At 74.0% G+C, this 16,994-nt stretch carries 23 protein-coding genes; 14 read left to right on the forward strand and 9 right to left on the reverse strand.

The annotated features are described in order from the left end of the window. Positions 1 to 9: 9 nt before the first annotated feature. Positions 10 to 939: a LysR substrate-binding domain-containing protein gene (locus tag ACIRPK_RS21370; protein WP_403040844.1), complete on the forward strand. Its 930-nt coding sequence runs from the start codon at positions 10 to 12 to the stop codon at positions 937 to 939. Positions 940 to 948: 9 nt separating this feature from the next. Then, positions 949 to 1,923, forward strand: a complete 975-nt coding sequence (locus tag ACIRPK_RS21375) for a Ku protein (protein ID WP_403040845.1) — start codon at positions 949 to 951, stop codon at positions 1,921 to 1,923. Between the two features lie 15 nt (positions 1,924 to 1,938). Here the strand turns inward: ACIRPK_RS21375 and ACIRPK_RS21380 are convergent, their stop codons facing one another. Both ACIRPK_RS21380 and ACIRPK_RS21385 read right to left on the reverse strand, forming a co-directional pair. Beyond that, positions 1,939 to 3,324: an NADP-dependent succinic semialdehyde dehydrogenase gene (locus tag ACIRPK_RS21380; RefSeq protein ID WP_403040846.1), complete on the reverse strand. Its 1,386-nt coding sequence runs from the start codon at positions 3,322 to 3,324 to the stop codon at positions 1,939 to 1,941. Between the two features lie 22 nt (positions 3,325 to 3,346). Then, positions 3,347 to 3,619, reverse strand: coding sequence for a DUF6158 family protein (locus ACIRPK_RS21385; RefSeq protein ID WP_403040847.1), 273 nt, complete (start codon positions 3,617 to 3,619; stop codon positions 3,347 to 3,349). 129 nt (positions 3,620 to 3,748) lie between these two features. Between ACIRPK_RS21385 and ACIRPK_RS21390 the strand changes: the two genes are divergently transcribed. From ACIRPK_RS21390 to ACIRPK_RS21430, 9 genes are all read left to right on the forward strand, one after another. Then, on the forward strand, positions 3,749 to 4,777 hold the full coding sequence (locus ACIRPK_RS21390; protein ID WP_403040848.1) for a PHP domain-containing protein: 1,029 nt from the start codon (positions 3,749 to 3,751) through the stop codon (positions 4,775 to 4,777). Continuing rightward, positions 4,778 to 5,659 carry a non-homologous end-joining DNA ligase gene (gene ligD / locus ACIRPK_RS21395; protein ID WP_403040849.1) on the forward strand — a complete coding sequence of 294 codons (882 nt, stop codon included), beginning with the start codon at positions 4,778 to 4,780 and terminating at the stop codon, positions 5,657 to 5,659. A gap of 69 nt (positions 5,660 to 5,728) precedes the next feature. After that, positions 5,729 to 6,391, forward strand: a complete 663-nt coding sequence (sigK, locus tag ACIRPK_RS21400; protein ID WP_403040850.1) for an ECF RNA polymerase sigma factor SigK — start codon at positions 5,729 to 5,731, stop codon at positions 6,389 to 6,391. Between the two features lie 115 nt (positions 6,392 to 6,506). Next, complete coding sequence (locus tag ACIRPK_RS21405; RefSeq protein ID WP_403040851.1) at positions 6,507 to 7,016, forward strand: DUF4383 domain-containing protein; 510 nt, start codon at positions 6,507 to 6,509, stop codon at positions 7,014 to 7,016. A 30-nt stretch (positions 7,017 to 7,046) separates the two neighbouring features. Beyond that, positions 7,047 to 7,490, forward strand: a complete 444-nt coding sequence (locus tag ACIRPK_RS21410) for a hypothetical protein (RefSeq protein ID WP_403040852.1) — start codon at positions 7,047 to 7,049, stop codon at positions 7,488 to 7,490. 5 nt (positions 7,491 to 7,495) lie between these two features. After that, entirely contained in the window at positions 7,496 to 7,789 is a 294-nt protein-coding gene (locus ACIRPK_RS21415; RefSeq protein ID WP_403040853.1) for a DUF3040 domain-containing protein, read from the forward strand. Between the two features lie 24 nt (positions 7,790 to 7,813). Then, positions 7,814 to 7,942, forward strand: a complete 129-nt coding sequence (locus ACIRPK_RS21420; protein ID WP_403040854.1) for a hypothetical protein — start codon at positions 7,814 to 7,816, stop codon at positions 7,940 to 7,942. Between the two features lie 65 nt (positions 7,943 to 8,007). Continuing rightward, positions 8,008 to 8,973, forward strand: coding sequence for a MerR family transcriptional regulator (locus ACIRPK_RS21425; RefSeq protein ID WP_403040855.1), 966 nt, complete (start codon positions 8,008 to 8,010; stop codon positions 8,971 to 8,973). A gap of 80 nt (positions 8,974 to 9,053) precedes the next feature. Beyond that, a complete protein-coding gene (locus ACIRPK_RS21430) occupies positions 9,054 to 9,485 on the forward strand; it encodes an SRPBCC family protein (protein ID WP_403040856.1) in 432 nt (143 codons plus the stop codon). 38 nt (positions 9,486 to 9,523) lie between these two features. Here the strand turns inward: ACIRPK_RS21430 and ACIRPK_RS21435 are convergent, their stop codons facing one another. The 3 genes from ACIRPK_RS21435 to ACIRPK_RS21445 all read right to left on the reverse strand — a co-directional run bounded on the left by ACIRPK_RS21435 (position 9,524) and on the right by ACIRPK_RS21445 (position 11,672). Then, on the reverse strand, positions 9,524 to 10,123 hold the full coding sequence (locus tag ACIRPK_RS21435; RefSeq protein ID WP_403040857.1) for a vitamin K epoxide reductase family protein: 600 nt from the start codon (positions 10,121 to 10,123) through the stop codon (positions 9,524 to 9,526). After that, entirely contained in the window at positions 10,120 to 10,923 is an 804-nt protein-coding gene (locus ACIRPK_RS21440; protein WP_403040858.1) for a thioredoxin domain-containing protein, read from the reverse strand. Before ACIRPK_RS21440 ends, ACIRPK_RS21435 begins: the two co-directional genes overlap by 4 nt. 98 nt (positions 10,924 to 11,021) lie before the next feature. Continuing rightward, positions 11,022 to 11,672 carry a hypothetical protein gene (locus tag ACIRPK_RS21445; RefSeq protein ID WP_403040859.1) on the reverse strand — a complete coding sequence of 217 codons (651 nt, stop codon included), beginning with the start codon at positions 11,670 to 11,672 and terminating at the stop codon, positions 11,022 to 11,024. Positions 11,673 to 11,775: 103 nt separating this feature from the next. Here ACIRPK_RS21445 and ACIRPK_RS21450 point away from each other — a divergent pair, with 103 nt between their 5' ends. Both ACIRPK_RS21450 and ACIRPK_RS21455 read left to right on the forward strand, forming a co-directional pair. After that, positions 11,776 to 12,771, forward strand: coding sequence for an adenosine deaminase (locus ACIRPK_RS21450; protein ID WP_403040860.1), 996 nt, complete (start codon positions 11,776 to 11,778; stop codon positions 12,769 to 12,771). 68 nt (positions 12,772 to 12,839) lie between these two features. Further along, positions 12,840 to 13,469: an MBL fold metallo-hydrolase gene (locus ACIRPK_RS21455; protein ID WP_403040861.1), complete on the forward strand. Its 630-nt coding sequence runs from the start codon at positions 12,840 to 12,842 to the stop codon at positions 13,467 to 13,469. Between the two features lie 7 nt (positions 13,470 to 13,476). On the opposite strand, the gene ACIRPK_RS21460 is transcribed toward ACIRPK_RS21455, so the two are convergent. Beyond that, on the reverse strand, positions 13,477 to 14,463 hold the full coding sequence (locus ACIRPK_RS21460) for an aldo/keto reductase (RefSeq protein WP_403040862.1): 987 nt from the start codon (positions 14,461 to 14,463) through the stop codon (positions 13,477 to 13,479). On the opposite strand from ACIRPK_RS21460, the gene ACIRPK_RS21465 reads away from it, so the two are divergent. Then, positions 14,462 to 15,109 carry a hypothetical protein gene (locus ACIRPK_RS21465; protein ID WP_403040863.1) on the forward strand — a complete coding sequence of 216 codons (648 nt, stop codon included), beginning with the start codon at positions 14,462 to 14,464 and terminating at the stop codon, positions 15,107 to 15,109. The genes ACIRPK_RS21460 and ACIRPK_RS21465 overlap by 2 nt on opposite strands. Here ACIRPK_RS21465 and ACIRPK_RS21470 read toward each other — a convergent pair. The 3 genes from ACIRPK_RS21470 to ACIRPK_RS21480 form a co-directional block, all read right to left on the reverse strand. Further along, positions 15,103 to 15,900 (reverse strand): DUF4389 domain-containing protein, encoded by a 798-nt coding sequence (locus tag ACIRPK_RS21470; RefSeq protein WP_403040864.1) that lies wholly within the window; start codon positions 15,898 to 15,900, stop codon positions 15,103 to 15,105. The genes ACIRPK_RS21465 and ACIRPK_RS21470 overlap by 7 nt on opposite strands. Before the next feature lie 93 nt (positions 15,901 to 15,993). Further along, the gene (locus tag ACIRPK_RS21475; RefSeq protein WP_403040906.1) at positions 15,994 to 16,494 is read right to left on the reverse strand and encodes a methylated-DNA--[protein]-cysteine S-methyltransferase; all 501 of its coding nucleotides are present in this window, start codon (positions 16,492 to 16,494) and stop codon (positions 15,994 to 15,996) included. Between the two features lie 98 nt (positions 16,495 to 16,592). Continuing rightward, the gene (locus ACIRPK_RS21480) at positions 16,593 to 16,922 is read right to left on the reverse strand and encodes a hypothetical protein (protein ID WP_403040865.1); all 330 of its coding nucleotides are present in this window, start codon (positions 16,920 to 16,922) and stop codon (positions 16,593 to 16,595) included. Positions 16,923 to 16,994: the final 72 nt, after the last annotated feature.

The following is a 16,994-nucleotide window of genomic DNA, read 5'->3' on the forward strand; positions in this document are numbered from 1 at the left end:
ACTGTCTGCATGGCAACCCTGCGGCAGCTCGAGTACCTGGTCACCGTCGTGGACACCGGATCGTTCACCCGCGCCGCCGAGCTGCTGCACGTCTCGCAGCCCGCGCTCTCGCACCAGGTGCGGGCGCTGGAGCGGGACGCCGGCGGGCGGCTGCTGGAGCGGCTGCCCCGGGCCGTCCGGCTCACCCCGATGGGGCGGGCGATGCTGCCGCACGCCCGGGCCGCGCTGGCCGAGGCCGACCGGGCCCGGGCTGCCGCCCGCCGGGCCGCCGGGCTGGACGGCGGCGAGCTCCAGCTCGCGGTGGTCTACTCGGTCACCCTCGGGGTGCTGCCCCCGGTGCTGCGGGCCTGGCGCGAGCGGCACCCCGAGGTCCGGGTCCGGCTGCTGGAGTTCCCGCACACCGAGGCGCTGACGGCGGCCATGGCGGCGGGCCGAGCCGACCTGGCGATCGGGCCGGTGCCGGGCGCCTGGGACGGCCCCGTCCAGGAGTTGGGTACCGAGGAGTTCCTGCTGGTGCTGGCCGCAGACGACCCGGCGGTGGCCCCGGGGGCGGACCGGGCGGCGCTCGCCGACTTCGCCGACCGGGACTGGGTGCACTACGCCCCCGGCAACGGCCTGGCCGAGCTGCTCGACCGGGTCTGCGCGGCGGCCGGCTTCCGCCCCCGGGCGGCGGTACGGACCGAGCAGACCGCCGCCGCCCCGCTGCTGGCCGCCGCCGGGCTCGGCCCCGCGCTGGTCCCGGCCGACCTGCTGCCGCCGGGCTTCGACGGCCGGGTGCTGCGCCCGGAGCCCCCGGTACGCCGGGCGCTGGCCGCGTACTGCCGTCCCGACCCCGATCCGCTCACCTCGGCCTTCCTCGCGGTACTCGGTCGCCACGTCCGGGTGGGAATCCCGGCCCCGGGCGACGAAGCTGGAGGTGCGGGGGTCGGTACGCGCTGAGGAGGCCCGATGGCCAGGGCGATGTGGTCGGGGACGTTGAGCTTCGGGCTGGTCACGGTGCCGGTGGCGCTGTACTCGGCGACCGAGGACCACTCGGTGCGGTTCCGCCAGCTCCAGCGCGGCACCTCCGACCGGGTGCGCAACCAGCGGGTGAACGAGCGGACCGGCGAGGAGGTCGAGTACTCCGACGTGGTCAAGGGCTACGAGCTCACCGAGGGCGAGTACGTGGTGATCGAGCCGCACGAACTGGACGAGCTGGCGCCCGGGCGCTCCCGGACGATCGAGATCATCGGCTTCGTCGAGCTCGGCGAGGTGGAGCCGATCCTGTTCGACAAGACCTACTACCTGGGCCCGAAGGGTAAGGAGTACACCAAGGTCTACGCCCTGCTGCGGGAGGCGCTGGGCCGCACCGGCAAGGCCGGCATCGCCAAGTTCTCGATGCGTGGCCGGGAGTACCTGACCGCCGTGCACGCCGAGGGCGACACGCTGACCCTGCACACCATGCACTTCGCCGACGAGATCCGGGATCCGCGCCAGGAGGTGGACAACCTGCCGGAGACCGATGTCACCGTCCAGGAGCGGGAGTTGAAGGCGGCCGAGCAGCTGGTCGAGATGCTCGCGATGGACTGGGACCCGAAGGCGTACCGGGACGAGTACGAGGACCGGGTGCGCGAGCTGGTCGAGGCCAAGGTGGAGGGCAAGGAGATCGTCCGCCCGGAGAGCACGGTGGCCGCCACCAACGTGGTCGACCTGATGGACGCGCTGAACCGGAGCATGGCGGCGGCGGGCGGCACGCCGAAGCCGGCCGAGGCCGAGACCGGGGAGGACGGGCTCGACGGGCTCACCAAGGCACAACTCTACGAGAAGGCCAGCGAGTTGAAGATCCCGCACCGCTCCACCATGACCCGGGACGAGCTGCGGCAGGCGGTGCGGCAGGCGACCGCCCCCGCCGGCGGCAAGCGCCGGCTGAAGGCGGTCTCCTGACCGGCTCCGGTGGGGTCAGGGGTGTCCCAGCCAGACCGTGGTGACGTTGCAGAACTCGCGGATGCCGTGCCCGGCCAGCTCGCGGCCGTACCCCGAGTGCTTGACGCCGCCGAACGGCAGCGCCGGGTGCGAGGCGGTCATCCCGTTGAAGAAGATCCCGCCCGCCTCCAACTCCCGCAGGCACTGGTCGCGTTCGCCCGGATCGGTCGTCCAGACGTTCGAACTCAGGCCGTACGGTGTGGCGTTGGCCAGCGCGATCGCCTCGTCCAGGTCGCGCACCCGGTAGAGCGCCGCGACCGGCCCGAAGGTCTCCTCCCGGTGCACCCGCATCGCCGGCGTCACGTCGGTGAGCACGGTCGGCGGGTGGTACCAGCCGCGGGCCGGCAGGGTGCCACCGGTCTCGGCGGTCGCCCCGTGCGCCAGCGCGTCGGCGACCAGCGCGGCCAGGTCGTCCCGGCCCTGCCGGGTGGCCAGCGGGCCGAGGTCGGTGTCCGGGTCCATCGGGTCGCCGACCCGTAGCGTCCGCATCGCCTCGCCGAAGGCGGCCGCGAACTGCGGGTACACCTGCTCGTGCACGATGAAGCGCTTGGCGGCGATGCAGGACTGGCCGTTGTTCTGGATCCTGGCCCGGACGGCGGTGCTCACCGCGGCCGACAGGTCGGCGCTCGGCAGCACCAGGAACGGGTCGCTGCCGCCGAGTTCCAGCACGCTCTTCTTGAGCGCCTCCCCGGCCGCCGCGCCGACGGCCCGGCCCGCACCCTCGCTGCCGGTCAGTGTCACGGCCGCCACCCGGGGGTCGCGGACCAGCTGCGGCACGGTGTCCGAGCCGACCAGCAGCGCCTGGAAGCAGCCCTCGGCCGCACCGGCACGGCGGAACAGGTCGGCCAGCGCGAGCGCGGTGCGCGGCACGTTGGAGGCGTGCTTGAGCAGTGCCACGTTCCCCGCCATCAGGGCGGGCGCCAGGAACCGGACCACCTGCCAGAGCGGGAAGTTCCACGGCATCACCGCCAGCACGGCCCCCAGCGGGCGGTACCTGACGTAGGCCAGCGCGGCCCCGGAGTCGGCCACGTCCGTCGCGTCGGGGTGCTCGTCGGCGATCAGCGCGGCGCCGTGGTCGGCGTACCAGCGCAGCGCCTTGGCGCACTTGGCCGCCTCCGCCCTGGCCTGGGCCAGTGGCTTGCCCATCTCGGTGGTCACCGTCCGGGCGATCCGCTCCTGCTCGGCGTCCAGCAGCGCCGCCGCCCGGCGGAGCAGTTCGGCGCGCTCCTCGAAGCCGGTGGTGCGGTACGTCCGGAAGGCGTCCGCCGCCTTGGCCAGCGCCAGTTCGACGGCGTCCTGGCCGAGCTGGTCGAAGGTCTCCAGGGTCTCCTCGGTGGCCGGGTTCACGGTCGCGATCGGCATGGCCTGCCTCCTGGGGTCGGGGTCACGCCGGGTGCTCGGCGATCCGGGTGGCGGCCTCCCGGGCCCGGGCGCCGGTCCTGGTCCGGCCGGGGGCGACGTGGCGGTAGGGGAAGCGGCGCAGGTACTCCGCCTCCAGCTGACCGGAGCGCAGGGTGTGCCGGTGGAGGGCCTCCTCGGAGCCGTACAGGAAGGTCTCGTGCCGGGTGCGGTGCAGCTGCTCCAGCTCGTGGAGCAGCACGTCCGTCTCCAGGTCGGTGGCCGGGATGCCGCCGGTGCGGGTGTCGGAGTGCAGCATGGTCCCTCCTCCTCGGTTGTCGCCCCCGTTCTACCGAGTGCCCCCGTGCGGGCGGCGGAAACCGGGCAAACCGGTCGAGGAGCTGCCAAACCGGTTTCCGGGCGGGCCGGACGGGGGACCAGCAGCCGTATGGACCCCGTCCGTGCACTGGAGCGGATCGCGTACCTGCTGGAGCGCGAGCACGCGACCGAGTACCGGGTGCGCGCCTTCCGGCAGGCCGCAGCCTCGGCCCGGGCGCACCTGGCCGAGCAGCCGGACCCGGCCGCGCTGGCCGCCGGGGCGAGCCGGCTGCCCGGGATCGGCCCGACCACCGCCAAGGTGATCGCCGAGGCGGTGGCCGGCCGGACCCCGGCCTACCTGGCCGAGCTGGAGACCAGGGCCGACGTGCCGCTGGCCACCGGCGGCGAGGAGCTGCTCGCCGCGCTGCGCGGGGACTGCCACCTGCACTCCGACTGGTCCGACGGCCAGGTCCCGATCGAGACCATGGCCAGGACCGCGATCGAGCTCGGCCATCGGTGGGCGGTGCTCACCGACCACTCGCCCCGGCTCACCGTCGCGCACGGCCTGAGCCCCGAACGGCTGCGCCGCCAGCTCGACGTGGTGGCCGAGCTGAACACCCGGCTGGCCCCGTTCGAACTGCTCACCGGGATCGAGTGCGACATCCTCGACGACGGCTCGCTCGACCAGGAGGACGACCTGCTCGACCGGGTGGACGTGGTGGTCGGCTCGGTGCACTCCAAGCTGCGGATGGACCCGCTGCTGATGACCCGTCGGCTGCTGAACGCGGTGCGCAACCCCCGGCTCGACATCCTCGGCCACTGCACCGGGCGGCTGCTCGGCGACAAGCCCCGGCCGGAGTCCCGGTTCGACGCCGAGCGGGTCTTCGCCGCCTGCGCCGAGGCGGGCGCCGCGGTCGAGATCAACTGCCGCCCCGAGCGCCGCGACCCGCCGTCCCGGCTGATCGCCCTCGCGGCCGGGGCGGGCTGCCTGTTCTCGATCGACACCGACGCGCACGCCCCCGGGCAGCTGGCCTGGCAGCCGTACGGCTGCGCCCGGGCCGCCGCCGCGGGCATCGGCGCCGAACGGATCGTCACCACCTGGACCGCGAAGCGACTGCGCACCTGGGCGGACACCCGGCGCACCCCGGGGAAGCGCTAGATGCCCGAGGTGACGCTCACCGAGGTGGAGGGCCGGCGGCTGCGGCTCACCCACCTGGAGAAGGTGCTGTACCCCGAGACCGGCTGGACCAAGGCCGCCGCCCTGCACTACTACGCGAACATCGCGCCCCGGCTGCTGCCGCACCTGGCCGGGCGGCCCGCGTCCTTCCTGCGCTTCCCCGAGGGCGTCCAGGGCCAGCGGTTCTGGGCCAAGCGGGTGCCCGCCGGGGCGCCGGACTGGATCGGCACGCTGGATGTCGAGCACCGCGAGGAGACGCTCCGGCACGTGGTGGTCGCCGATCTGCCCACCCTGGTCTGGGCGGCCAACCTCGGCGCGCTCGAACTGCACGTCCCGCAGTGGCAGCGGGAGCCCGCCGAGCACGACCGCCTGATCATCGACCTGGACCCGGGCCCGGGCACCTCGATCGTCGAGTGCTGCACCGTCGCGCTGGCCGCCCGCCGGCTGCTGGCGGCGGACGGGCTGACCGCCTGGGCCAAGACCTCGGGCTCCAAGGGCCTGCACCTGCTGGTCCCGCTGCAGCCCACCCCCGAACGGGTCGCCACCGGCTACGCCCGACACCTGGCGGTGCGGCTGCGGAAGACCGACCCGGCGCTGGTGGTGGACCGGATGGACAAGTCGCTGCGCCGCGGCAAGGTCTTCGTCGACTGGTCGCAGAACACCAGCGCCAAGACCACCGTCGCCCCGTACTCGATCCGGGCCGGCGACCGCCCGCTGGTCTCCACCCCGGTGAGCTGGACGGCCGTCCGGGACTGCCGCCGTCCCGAGGAGCTGGAGTTCACCCCGGAGCAGGTGCTGGCCCGCCGCCGCGACCCGATGGCCGAGCTGGCCCACCCCCGCCACCGGGGGCGGCTGCCGGAATGACGGGCGGCCACAACGATGCAGCAACGCTGCGAGTTTCCCTCGGTCTGCCCCGGCGCGCACGGTGGATGGGTGACTTCACCATGGCACCGGCGCTGCTCCGAAGACCAGACCGGCGAGGGCCGACCGGAGGCCGGAGCGCCGGGTCAGGGCCTGCGTGCACTGCTGCACCGGGTCGCCCTCGGCGACGAAGCGGCGTTCGGGAAGCTCTACGACGTGATCGCCGGGCCGGTCTTCGGTGTGGTGCGGCGGGTGGTGCTGGACCGCGCCCAGGCCGAGGAGGTCACCCAGGAGGTGCTGCTGGAGATCTGGCGCGGCGCCGCCCGCTACCGGCCCGAGCGCGGCCAGGTCCTGCCGTGGGTGCTGACCATCGCGCACCGACGCGCCGTCGACCGGGTCCGCGCCGCGCAGGCCGCCGCCGACCGGGACCGGCGGGAGGCCGCCGCCGCGTACACCTGCCCGTACGACGAGGTGGCCGAGCGGGTGGAGGTCCGGGCGGACCAGGAGCTGGTCAGGCGCTGCCTGCGGGAGCTCACGGAGGTGCAGCGCCAGTCGATCGCGCTGGCCTACTACGGCGGCTACTCGCAGGCGCAGGTCGCCGAGCTGCTCGGCACCCCGCTCGGCACGGTCAAGACCCGGACCAGGGACGGGCTGATCCGGATGCGGGACGCCCTGACCGCCGAGGCGCGGCGGGCACCGGGCCGTCCGGCCGCGCTCCGGCGCCGAACGGTCTGAGCAGGTGCCACACCCGGGCCAAGCGACGCGGGAACGCTGCGAGTCGCCCGACCCACCGCGGGGACCGACGGTGGGGACGGGGGCATCGGCCTCCCGCACCGAACGGAGCGAGCTCATGGACCTTCGCGACGAACTTCCCCTCGACCACCGGCTGGCCCGGGTCTACCGGTACGGCGCCGGGCTCTGCGGTGCCGCGCTGCTGGTCTTCGGCTGCCTCGGTCTGGCGGACGGGCTGGCCTTCTTCAGCACCGACGGCCAGCGCGTCGCCGGGCTCTCCAGCAACGGCCTGCTGAGCCTGGTCTCGATCGTCACCGCGGCGGTGCTGATCACCGGCGCGGTGATCGGCGGCAACACGGCGTCGACGATCAACATCGTGGTCGGCACCCTCTTCGTGCTCAGCGGTTTCGTCAACCTCACGCTGCTGGACTCCGGCGCCAACTTCCTCGCCTTCGGGATCTCCAACGTGATCTTCAGCTTCGTGATGGGCTTCGTCATCGCCACCTTCGGGATGTACGGCCGGGTCAGCTCGAGGCTGCCGCGCGACAACCCGTACTGGCAGGCCCGGCACCCGCACGCGGCCGCCCCGGCTCCCCTCACGACCACCACCAGGCGCAGCCTCGGCTGACCGTCCACCGTCCACACCAGGAGTTCCCTCGTGCACCGACCTCTGCTCCGGGCGATCGGCGCCGCGACCGCGCTGTACGGCCTGGCGGTCACGGCCCGGCCCGCCCTGCTGGCCGGGCCGTCCGGACTGGCCGGCCCGGACGGCTCGGTGCCCCCGGCCACCGCCACCTGCCTCCGGCCGCTGGCCCTGCGGGACGCGGCCTGCGGCCTGGCCATGCTGCTGGCACCGGACGACCGCAGCCTGCGCACCGCCACCTTGCTCCGGATCGCCTCGGACTTCGGTGACGCGGCGCTGCTCTCCGGCACCCTGCCCGGCCGTCGGCACCGCCTGATGGCGCTCGGCGTCTCGGTCGGCTGGGGCGCGCTGTCGGTGGCGGGCCTGCTCGACTCCCGGCCACCGGCGCCCGGACCGGGCCCGGTCCCCGCCCACCACTTCGTCACGGCGCCGCCCGAGTGCGGTCGCCCCAGGAGGTGAACGTCGTGACCGCTCCGCTGACGGCGCACGAGCAGCTGCTCCTCGCCAGGATCGAGGAGACCCTGCGCCGGACCGACCCGGTGCTCGACCGGCGGCTGAGCCGTCGCCCCGGGCGCCTGCGACGGCTCGCCTGGCGGCCGCGGATGCTCGTGCTGGCCGTCGCCGTCCTCGCCACCCTCGCCGTGGCCTCGGCCCTGTGCGCTGCCGCCGGCGCCCTGTTCGCCGCCGCGCCGGCCGTGCTGGCCGCAGGGGCGACGGCCCTGACCTTCCGTCAGCTCGCGCGCCTCCAGTGCCGCTGAGCGGACCTTCCCCCGGAGGAACCCATGACCGTCACCCCCCTCCCGGCGCGCCCGCCCGCCGGTGAGACCCCCGAGTGCGAGGCGTCCAGCCGCCACCCGCTGCCGGTGCTCGGCTGCGCGGGGTTCGCGGCCGGCCGGCCGGCCGGACGGTGACCGTGACCGGTGCGCCGGGCGAGCCGGTGGGTGCCCCCGCCGCAGGCGGCCTTACGCTCCCAAGCGTGCCCGAACCCACCGGAGTCCCGCCGCTTGCCGAAGCCAGCCTGACCACCGGCGGGGTGGCCCGGCGCCTCGGTGTCTCGCCGACCACCGTGCGCTCCTGGGAACGCCGTTACGGCATCGGCCCGGCCGAGCGGGAGTCCGGACACCACCGGCGCTGGAGCCCGGCGGACGTCGCGGTGCTGGAGGCGATGTGCCGGCTGACGGCCCGTGGGGTGCCGCCCGGCGAGGCGGCCAGGCTCGCGCGCGGCGCGGCACCCCAGGGGCCGGAGCCCGAGGACCCCGGCGGCCGGTCGGCGCCCGGAGGCAGCAACGCACTGCCGGTCGGTCAGGTCCGGCCCGAGTGCCGGGGCCTGGCCCGGGCGGCCGTCCGGCTGGACACCGCCGAGGTCTCGCTGATCCTGCGTCAGGTGACCGACGGGCTCGGCGCGGTGACCGCCTGGACCGAGGTGATGATGCCCGCCCTGCGCGCCGCCGGCCGGAAGTGGGCCGCCGAGGGCGAGCGGTACGTCGAGGTGGAGCACCTGCTCTCCTGGCACGTCTCCACCGCGCTGCGCCGGGTCGCCGACCGGCCCGGGCAGGCACCGCAGGGGCCGCCCGTGCTGCTCGCCGGGATGCCCGGCGAGCAGCACACCCTCCCGCTGGAGGCGGTCGCCGCCGGACTGGCCGAACGGGGCCTGCCGTACCGGATGTTCGGCCCTGCCGTACCGGCCGAGGCGCTGCTGGAGGCGGTCCGCCGGACCGGTCCGGCCGCCGTGATGATCTGGTCGCAGAGTAGGCCCACCGCCGACCGGGGGCTGGCCCGCCGGACCGCCGAGACCGCCTGGGGCGGGCGCGGCGCCCGGAGCCGGCCGGTGGTCCTGACGGCCGGCCCGGGCTGGACCGGCACCCCGACGGGGCCGGGACTGCTACGCCCGCGCGACCTGGCGGGGGCCCTGGACCGGATCGGACGGCTGCTGACCGACTGATCCGTCCCATCCGATCGCCGGTCCGCCCCGAATACCGGTCGGCGGTCGGCAGCGCGCCGCAACGCCGGAAGGAGCACCCGATGGTCAGCGTGGAGCGCAGCATCACCGTGGATCGGCCCGCCGAGGAGGTCCTGCGGTACCTGGCGGACTTCGGCCACACCCCGGAGTGGGACCCGGGCACCGAGAGCTGCGTCCGGGTGGACGACGGCCCGGTGGTCCGGGGCAGCCGGTGGATCAACGTCTCCCGCTTCCGGGGCCGCCGCACCCGGTTGACCTACCGGCTCGAACGGTACGAGGACGACCGGCTGGTGTTCGTCGGGGAGAACCGCACGGTGACCGCCACCGACGACATCACCGTCCGCGCCTGGGACGGTCGCACCGTGGTGGTCTACCAGGCCCACCTGCGGTTCAAGGGCCTGGCCCGGCTGGCGGCACCCTTCCTGCGCCCCGCGTTCGAGGGGCTCGCCGACGGCGTCGCCGAGCAGCTGCCGCGCGTGCTCCGGACGCGCTGACGGCCGTTCAGGGGCCCGGCCGGGCCCCTGAACGCAGGTCAGACCAGGGTCTGCCAGTAGTACCAGAACCGCTGCAGGATCATGATCGCGATCACCGCGTACCAGAGCACCGGCACCGCCCAGTGGTAGCGGGCGGCCTCCCGGACCACCGGGCGCAACGCGCCCGGGACCCGGATCACCCCGGCCGTCAGGTTGTGCAGGGTGGTGTACCAGAACAGCGGGATCATCGCGGCCCAGACCACCATGCAGTACGGGCAGAGCGCGCCGATCGAGTACAGGGTCTGCGTCATCAGCCAGGTGACGAAGCCGATCCCGAACAGCGTGCCGAGCTGGAGCCCGAGCCAGAACCAGCGGGCGTACACCGCGCCGGCCAGGATGCCCGCGCCGACCGCGACCACCACGGCGAAGGCGGCCAGGCCGATCAGCGAGTTGGGGAAGCCGAACACCGACGCCTGGTCGCTGAGCATCACCGAGCCGCAGCTGATGATCGGGTTGATGCTGCAGCTGGGGACGTAGGACGGGTCCTCCAGCAGCTTGATCTTGTCCAGGGTCAGCACGGCCGAGGCGAACAGCCCGAGCAGGCCGGTGACGACGAACAGCCGGCCGAGCCGTCTGCCGGCCGGGACCGGCGTGGTCACTTGGCCCCCGTGGTCTGCTGCACCAGGGCCTTGAAGGCGTCACCGGTGATCGGCTGGTTGCCGGGGAAGACGTTCAGCTGCTTGCCGTCCAGCTGGACGGTCGGGGTGCCGCTGACACCGCTGTTGTCGAAGGCGGTGGAGACCTTGGCGGCCCAGGGCAGGTAGGTGCCCTCGTTGACCGCCTTGACGAAGGCGTCGGTCTTCAGCCCGGGCACCTGGCCGGCCAGGTCGAGGATGGTGTTGACGTCGCCGAAGCCGTCCTTGCGCTCGTCGGGCTGGTTGGCGTAGAGCACGTCGTGGAACGCCTTGAACTTGTCCACACCCTCGTTCAGCGCCGCACCGGCCGCGTTCAGCGCGGTCTTGGAACCCTTGCCGCCGAGGTTCTTGTCCAGGAAGGTGGCGAGCTGGTACTCGATCTTGTAGGTGCCGTCGTCGGCGAGCTGCTGCATGGTCTTGCCCGCGCTGCTCTCCAGCTTCTCGCAGATCGGGCAGCGGAAGTCCTCGTAGACCTTGAGGGTGTGCGGGGCGTCGGCCTTGCCGTAGGTGACCAGGGTGCCGTCGGGGCCGGACGCGTTGGCCGGGACCACCAGCGGGCCGCTCGCCGCGCTGTCGGTGGCGGTGGACCCGCCGCTGTCGCTGCCGCTCACGGCGAACGCCACGCCGCCGATCAGGGCGAGCACGGCGACGGAGGAGACGCCGATCACGATCCGGCGGCGGCGCTTCTCGGCCTGCACCTCGCGGGCGCGCTGCTCGTGGAGGCGGGAGGTGGCGGACTGCTTCTTCTGCTGGTTGCTGCTCATGACGGTGGGTCGAATCCTGTCGCTGCGCGCGCGGAAGCCGCGCGGGTACCCGGTGGGAGGCCCTGGGGGCGGTCGGACGGCCTGCGCGCAGGGGTGCGTCAGCAGGCCGGTGCGAGTACCGGGGGGCCACGCCGCAGAGCGGGGCGGAGCAGGATGTCGTCGGCCGGCACCAGGGCCCGGCTCGACTCGGGGATGGGCAGCCGCAACACCGGGCGGGCCGGGCGCGGGGCCGGCAGGCGGAGGAACCGCCAGACGCCGGCGAGCAGTTCGCCGAGCAGCCGGGTGGAGGTGGCCTGGCCGGTCAGCGCGGCCTCGCCGTGCCGCAGGGCCCAGGAGGCCAGCAGGGCGACCAGCAGGTGGCCGAGCAGCACGGGCAGCCCCGCCAGCGGCGCGGGCGTGGAGCCCGGGCTGAGCAGGAACTCGCCGATGGACCCGCCGGAGCAGACCAGCGGCTCGAAGCCGGCCAGCGGCCGCGGCCCGGTCGGCCCGGTACAGGTGAGCTGACCGAGGTCGAACAGCACCCCGACGGCGAGCTGGGTCGGCAGCAGGACCGCGAGGATCCGGCCGAAGCCCCACCCCGCGCGGAGCACCGCGAACGCCAGCAGGAAGGCGGCCAGACCGGCGAACGCCACCACCGAGACCGGCAGCGGCCGGCCGGTCAGGACGACCTGGCCTAGGGCGGCGAGCGGCACGACGAGCGCGGCGAACACCGCCGCGCGCACCGTCCTGGTCTCCTGACTGCCCTTCATGACGACCGAGTCTGCCACAGCCGACATATGGCCGAGGTGAGCCTGTGAGCGGCCTCACCCGGCGGGCGGCGGGGGTGGTGCTCCGTCCACGTAGGATGGTCCGATGCCCATACCCAAGGCCGAACTCCACCTGCACGTCGAGGGCACCCTCGAACCCGAACTGGCCTTCCGGCTGGCGGAGCGCAACGGGGTCGCGCTGCCGTTCGGGAGCGTGGCGGAGCTGCGGGCGGCGTACCGGTTCGACGACCTGCAGTCCTTCCTCGACCTCTACTACCGGCTGATGGACGTGCTCCGCACCGAGCAGGACTTCACCGACCTGGCCGAGGAGTACCTGACCCGGGCCGCCGCGCAGGGCGTCCGGCACGCGGAGATCTTCTTCGACCCGCAGGCGCACACCGCGCGGGGCGTGCCGATCGAGACCGTGATCAACGGCCTGGGTGCCGCGCTGGACCGGAGCGAGGCCGTGCACGGCGTCAGCACCGGGCTGATCCTGTGCTTCCTGCGCGACCTGAGCGCCGAGTCGGCGCTCGCCACCCTGGAGTCGGCGAAGCCGTACCTGGACCGGATCACCGCCGTCGGCCTGGACTCGGCCGAGGTCGGCAACCCGCCGTCCAAGTTCACCGCCGTCTACGAGCGGGCCCGCGAGCTGGGCCTGCGGGCGGTCGCGCACGCGGGGGAGGAGGGCCCGCCCGGGTACGTGTGGGAGGCGCTCGACCTGCTGGGGGTGGAGCGGATCGACCACGGGCTGCGCTGCCTGGAGGACGAGGAGCTGGTGGCCCGGCTGGTCCGGGACCGGATCCCGCTGACGGTCTGTCCGTTCTCCAACGTCCGGCTGCGCTGCGTCGACACCCTGGCCGACCACCCGCTGCGGCGGATGCTGGACGCCGGGCTGGTCGCCACGGTGAACTCCGACGACCCGGCCTACTTCGGCGGCTACGTCGGCCAGAACCTCACCGAGACCGCCGCCGCCCTCGGGCTGACCGAGCGGGAGCAGTACACCCTGGCCCGGAACTCCTTCGAGGCGAGCTTCCTGGACGAGCCGACCCGGGCCCGCTACCTGGCCGAACTGGACGCCTGGGCGGCGACGGTCCCGGTCTGACCCGGCGTCGGCCGCCGGGTGGTGAAAACTCCCGGCGGCCCCGCCGGCCCGGCTGCCATAGTGGCCGGATGCGCCTGATCAAGTACGGCCACGCCTGCGTGCGCCTGGAGACCGACGGACGAGTACTGGTGATCGACCCGGGGACGTTCTCCGAGGCCGAAGCCCTGGACTCGGTCTCGGACGTGCTGCTGACCCACGAGCACGCCGACCACGTGGACCTCGCCGAGCTGCTGGCGGCCCGGAAGCGGAACCCCGGGCTGCGGGTGTACCTGTCGCCGCAGGCCGCCGAGCAGCTGCCCGAACTGGGCGACGCGGCGGTGCTGGTCGAGTCCGGGCAGCGGTTCACCGCGGCCGGCTTCACCGTGGACGTGGTGGGCGGCGCCCACGCCGAGGTCTACGACGGCCTGCCCGGCTGCGCGAACGTCGGCTTCGTGGTGGACGGCGACCTCTACCACCCGGGCGACTCGCTGTTCGTCCCCGAGCAGCCGGTCACCACGCTGCTGGTGCCCGCCGCCGCGCCCTGGCTCAAGCTGGGCGAGGCGCTGGACTTCGTCCGGGCGGTCCGGCCGGTGCGGGCGTTCCCGATCCACGACGCGTTCCTGAACGAGCTCGGCCGGGACAACTTCGACGGCTGGATGGACTTCAAGGGCGGCACCGAGTACGTCCGGGTCCCGCTCGGGGAGTCCGTGACGTTCTGACGCCCGGTCAGCCGGCCGCGTCCAGCCGGGCCCGCTGATCGGCCGTCAGGTCGAGGTCGACCGCTGCCAGGCTCTCCTCCAACTGGGCCACCGAACTCGCGCCGACCAGCGGGATCACCGGGATCTCGGCGCCGATCAGCCAGGACAGCACCACCTGGTTCGGGGTCGCGCCGGTCTCCGCCGCGACCTCGCGCAGCGCGGCCAGCCGGGTCGGGGTTCCCGCGTGGTCGAAGCCGGGGGTGAGCGGCCGGTCGGTCCTGGCGTACCCGCCGCCGAGCAGCGGCGAGTACGCGACCAGCGTCAGCTGCGGCTCGGCGCGCAGGTAGCTGAGCAGCTCGCCGGTCACCACGCCCTGGGTGCCGTCGGCCGAGCGCAGGCTCGGCCGGTCGGTGCGCTGCCGCAGGTAGCTGTGGTGGGCCTGGACCACCTCGTACCCGGGCAGGCCGGCCCGGGCCGCCAGGCCACGGGCCCGCTCGATCCGCCAGGTCCAGTGGTTGCTGACCCCGAGCAGGCTCACGGTGCCCTCGCCGACCAGGGCGGCGAAGCCCTCGACGGTCTCCTCCAGCGGCACGGCGGTGTCCTCGATGTGCGCGTAGAGCAGGTCGAGCTTCTCCACGCCCAGGCGCTCCCGGCTGCGCTCGGCCTGCTCGCGGATCACCGCGGCGGACAGGCCCTCCACGTTCCGGGAGAAGGTGGTGGCGGGCTCCAGCGGCCGGGCGCCGAGCTTGGTGGCGATGGTGACCTCCGCGCCGATGCCCCGGCTGCGCCGCCAGCGGCCGAGCAGCGCCTCGCTCTCGCCGCCCTGCGAGCCGTGCACCCAGAACGCGTAGTTGTTGGAGGTGTCGACGAAGGTGCCGCCCGCCTCGACGTACCGGTCCAGGACGGCGAACGAGGTGGCCTCGTCGGTGTCGGTGCCGAACCGCATCGCGCCCAGGCTCAGCACGCTGACGGTACGGCGGTGCTGCGGGTCGGTGCCGATCGTGCGGTACTTCATGGCGGCGCTCCTCCGGACGGCCCGGGGGTTCCGGGCTGGTGACGGGGAGTCTGCTCGTTGGAGCGCACTCCAGGTCAAGCAGGGCCGGGCGAGGGTCCGGGAGCTCCGGCCGGTTACGGGTGGGGCGGGGAGTGGAAGGAGTGCAGCGGCGGATCCGGCCGAGGCCGAGCTGACGGTCAACGTCCGCAGCTACACCCCGGCGGTCCGGGCGGCCGCCCTGGCCGGGATCGAACGGATCGTCCGGGCCGATGCGGCCGCCTCCGGGGCGACCCGGGAGCCGGAGTTCGCGCCGCTGGACAGCTTCCCGGTGCTGGTCAACGACCGGGCGGCGGTGGACCGGGCCAGGGCGGCGCTGGTGGCGCGGTTGGGGGAGCGGTCCGTGGTGGACCCCGGCCCGGTGACCGGCAGCGAGGACGTCGGCGCCTTCGGCGCGGCGGCCGGGGTGCCCACCTGCTACTGGCTGCTCGGTGGCACCGATCCGGCCGAGTACGCCCGCGCCGAGGCGGCCGGCCGGGTGGCCCGGGACATCCCGTCCAACCACTCGCCGCACTACGCGCCGGTGATCGAACCGACCCTGGACACGGGCGTCACCGCCTTGGTGACGGTCGCCGCTGGCCTGGCTAAGCACCTGACGGCGGCTCAGTAGGTCGAGGTGACCTGGCGGGAGACCCGGGCGGTGTCGTCGTCGTCCGAGGTGACCGACGTGGTGATCGAGCTGGCCAGGTAGGCCAGCGCGCCGATCACGATGAACACCACGAGCAGCCCGCGCCCCGCACTGCTGAGCACCAGCGGCCGGGTGGCCGAGACGGGGCCGCCACCGACCGGGGAGTCGACGGCGGTCTCGCCGAACAGGCCCTTCGGGTAGGCCGAGCTGAGCATCAGGTAGTACGCCTGGTAGCGGTACCGGTACCGGACGATGGCCGCGGTCGCCTCGAACAGCGGGCGCGGCATCCGGCCGAGGAACAGCACCACCAGCCAGCTGATGAACGAGACCGCCCACCAGCCGAGCCCCAGCACACCCTGGATGATCGCGGCCGGGATGACCAGGATGATGCGGAAGAACACCGCCAGGCGGTTCAGCTCACCGGGCCGGACCTCGATCCGGACGGGGTACTCGGGGGCGTCGAACCGGAACGGCGGGTATGCGTCCACCAGCAGCATCAGGTACGCCTCCACCCGGGTGGAGTACCCGACGTACCCGGTCAGGTAGCGGGCCGCGAACTCCGGCAGGCGCCCGGTGAACAGCGCCCCGAACCAGCCGATCACCACCACGAAGAAGGCCGCGATCGAGAGCAGCCAGACCACGATGAACTGCGGGATCAGCAGCAGCATCCGGAAGAACACGGTGAGCCGGCTCTGCTGTTTCGGCTCCGGCACGTCCAGCGCCGGAAGCCACTCACGGCCGGGCGCCGGCAGCGTGGCGGATGCGTCCCACATGGTGTCTCCCTGAGGCTTCGTCAGCAGTCCCTGCTCCGAAGATCCCAGGCGCACCCGCCGCCCGCCCGCCGGGCTGGACCGAACGGGAGCCGGTCAGGCCCGGCCCTCCAGCTCCAGCAGCTGCTGCTTGCGCTCCAGCCCGCCCGCGTAGCCGGTCAGCGAGCCGTTCGCCCCGATCACCCGGTGGCAGGGCCGGATCACCAGCAGCGGGTTCGAGCCGTTGGCCGTCCCGACGGCGCGGGCCGACCTGCGGGGGAGCCCGGCCTGCTCGGCCAGCTCGCCGTAGGTGACCGTCCGGCCGTGCGGGACCTGCTCCAGGGCGGCCCACACCCGGCGCTGGAAGTCGGTGCCGTGCGCGGTGAACTCCAGGTCGAAGATGGTCGACTCGCCCGCGAAGTACGCCCGCAGCTGCTCGGCCACCTCCTCGAACGCCTGGGCCTTCTCGATCCAGCCGGGCTGCACCACGGCCGCGTTCCGCTGCCCCGTGGTCATCGACACCGAGGCGAGCGCGGTGCCGCCCCTGGCGGTGGCGGACTCCTCGCCGACCAGCAGCAGCTCGCCGAGCGGACTGTCGAGGGTGGTCCAGACGGTGATCACGGTCTCTCCCAGGGATCGGGGTGTTCGTACCTGCCCCAGTCTGCCGGGTGGCCGAGCGGTCGACCGGCGGAAATCGGACGCCACGTTGGCAGGGGTCACCGGGCGGGCCGGCGGGCCCCGGCCACCAGAACGGCCCCGGCGGCCGCCGCCACCACCCCGGCGGCGAGGAAGCCGCCGTTGGAGCGCCAGGAGAGCACCGACCAGCGCGACTGCGCGGACAGCAGCGAGCCGGTGCTCAGCCAGGACGCGGTCGAGAGCACCGAGAGCGCGGAGCCGATCGAGCCGAGCGACAGCACGCTGCCGACCGACCCGACCGACAGCACGGAGCCGACCGATCCGACGGAGAGCACCGAGCCCACCGAGCCGATCGACAGCACGGAGTCCTTGGACCAGAGCGAGAGCGGCGAGTCAGCGAGTATCGACATACTCCGATCGTAGTGCTGGGACGAGGGTCTGACGGTGCGTCAGTGACGTGGGGTCATCACGTCCACATATGT

This window comes from Kitasatospora sp. NPDC101801 (assembly GCF_044766665.1).
GTDB lineage: Bacteria > Actinomycetota > Actinomycetes > Streptomycetales > Streptomycetaceae > Kitasatospora.